General features: G+C 41.3%; 4 protein-coding genes. 1 reads left to right on the forward strand and 3 read right to left on the reverse strand.

All coding sequences use genetic code 11. The features are described from left to right. Positions 1–238 (forward strand): transposase (locus CIK04_RS00595; protein WP_142994973.1); only part of this gene is annotated, 238 nt, incomplete at its 5' end. A 68-nt stretch (positions 239–306) separates the two neighbouring features. Here CIK04_RS00595 and CIK04_RS00600 read toward each other — a convergent pair. The 3 genes from CIK04_RS00600 to CIK04_RS35385 form a co-directional block, all read right to left on the reverse strand. Continuing rightward, entirely contained in the window at positions 307–597 is a 291-nt protein-coding gene (locus CIK04_RS00600; RefSeq protein WP_079400291.1) for a YkgJ family cysteine cluster protein, read from the reverse strand. Between the two features lie 57 nt (positions 598–654). Next, the gene (locus CIK04_RS35380; protein WP_097353670.1) at positions 655–807 is read right to left on the reverse strand and encodes a DUF3265 domain-containing protein; all 153 of its coding nucleotides are present in this window, start codon (positions 805–807) and stop codon (positions 655–657) included. A 959-nt stretch (positions 808–1,766) separates the two neighbouring features. Next, positions 1,767–1,850, reverse strand: coding sequence for an SEC-C metal-binding domain-containing protein (locus tag CIK04_RS35385; RefSeq protein WP_369597161.1), 84 nt, complete (start codon positions 1,848–1,850; stop codon positions 1,767–1,769). Positions 1,851–1,856: the final 6 nt, after the last annotated feature.

Raw genomic sequence — 1,856 nt, forward strand, 5'->3', positions numbered from 1 at the left:
CTATAAAGGCAAACGAATTATCCAAGGTGGGCGCGCTCAGGTGCGTACAGTCCTGTATATGGCGATGATGTCTGCAATGCAATCTAACCCTGTTTTTAAGACCACATATCAGCGATTACTGGAAGCAGGAAAACCCAAAAAAGTAGCCATCATTGCCTGTGTTAGAAAGATGGTTGTGATCCTGAATTCAATGCTAAGAGACGGAACTATGTGGAATGAAAATATGGCGAAAAATTAACTATTGACGCCATACTCGTTTGTTATGGCTTACAACTCACGAACGAACAGAAAGATTAATCTGTTGTTCTATATGAACTTAACACGTTCGTCTAAGCACTCATTAGAACCCATTTCAAATTCGCGGCATATCCAAGGACGATTTTCATAAATTGTGCACATTAGAGTGTCTCTGTCTAAAGCGGCACACCAACCATCATTTAATCGCATCATTGTTTCACCACCATACTGATCACGAGCGATGAACTCTTCTGGCACTCCAGTATCCGAGATAATCATAACTTCAAGGCGGCAGCAGCAAGCTTGGCAGTTTGAGCAAGATACATTTGAGGAAGAAGGTGTATTAGTTGGTATAAGCATAAGTAACTACAGTTTAGTCAATTGTGCATGATACCGTAAATTTGATGTGAACAACCTTTATTTCTGAGATTGCGGACCTTGTGAGCCATAACGCTGCGTTAAGGGGTGAGTGCCGCATAAACCAAGCTTCCGCAGACCACTTTCACCACCAAAACTCACCGCATACCAAAAATGCCACGCGGCATGAATCCCGCTTAAACGCCTTGTTATGCTTAAGCTTCAATGGGTTATGATTAATCAGCACCAAGATTAACTCGACTTTGAATCACATAGAAAACCGAAATGAATCATAGTTTTGATAATCAGACTTCGGATTTTGGCAAATCTGGTTTGAAGTTTGAAAACCTAGAAATGGATTTCTGATTGAGCCAACCGCCCTAACCTCGCGCTTACCCGAAAATTAATTGAGGCAATACTCATAGTTTTCAGCGCCAAAGAATAAGTGTCCGAAAAACAGCGCCCACTGAAGTCAACTTGGCGACAAACACCAAACTGAAAAGCCGAGGGAACAAAGAAAAACCATAACCAGCTGATTTTACTTGATTAAGCATAACGCCGCGTTAAGGGGTGCAGGCACGCAATACAAAAGCTACCGCACAGTGACTTAATCACCGAACCCAACGCAAACCAAAAATGCCACGCGTGCCAAATCCCTCTTAAACGCTTTGTTATGCTTAAGCTTCAATGGCTTACGTTTTAATTGAATTAAGATTAACTCGACTTTGATTTACAAACAAAAACCAAAAAGTAGAAAACAGAAATGACTCATAATTTTGAAAATCAGACTTTGAACTTTGGCAGTCAAAACTCAAAAACCTAAGATCAAATTTCTGATTGAGCCAGCCTCCCTAACCTCGCGCTTACCTGACAATTGATTGAGGCAACGCTCTGAATTTTCAGCGCCAAAGAATAAGTGTCCGAAAAACAGCGCTCAAAAAAGCCAACTTGCCGACAAACACCAAACTGAAAAGCCGAGGGAACAAAGAAAAACTATAAATCACTGATTTTACTTGATTAAGCATAACGCCCGCCTAAGGGGCTGGCAACGCATTACCACCAAACTCAACCACAACAACCATAACCACCGCGGCTCAATGGGACTGGAAATGCCACGCGTTGACAGTCCCTTTGAGGCGTTTGTTAGGCGAACCTTCATCAGAAAATAAAACTCAAAAATGTACTGCGTTTACTAGCTGATTATTTATGCAACAATTTTTAAATTTTTTGTTACTGCCACAAAAACAAGTCAGCATTTCGAC

This window comes from Vibrio sp. 03_296, assembly GCF_002265885.1.

Coding starts and splice junctions, on each gene's coding strand:
- CIK04_RS00600 (WP_079400291.1), bottom strand. CDS start 597: ATGCTTATACCAACTAATACACCTTCTTCCTCAAATGTATCTTGCTCA.
- CIK04_RS35385 (WP_369597161.1), bottom strand. CDS start 1,850: ATGCTGACTTGTTTTTGTGGCAGTAACAAAAAATTTAAAAATTGTTGC.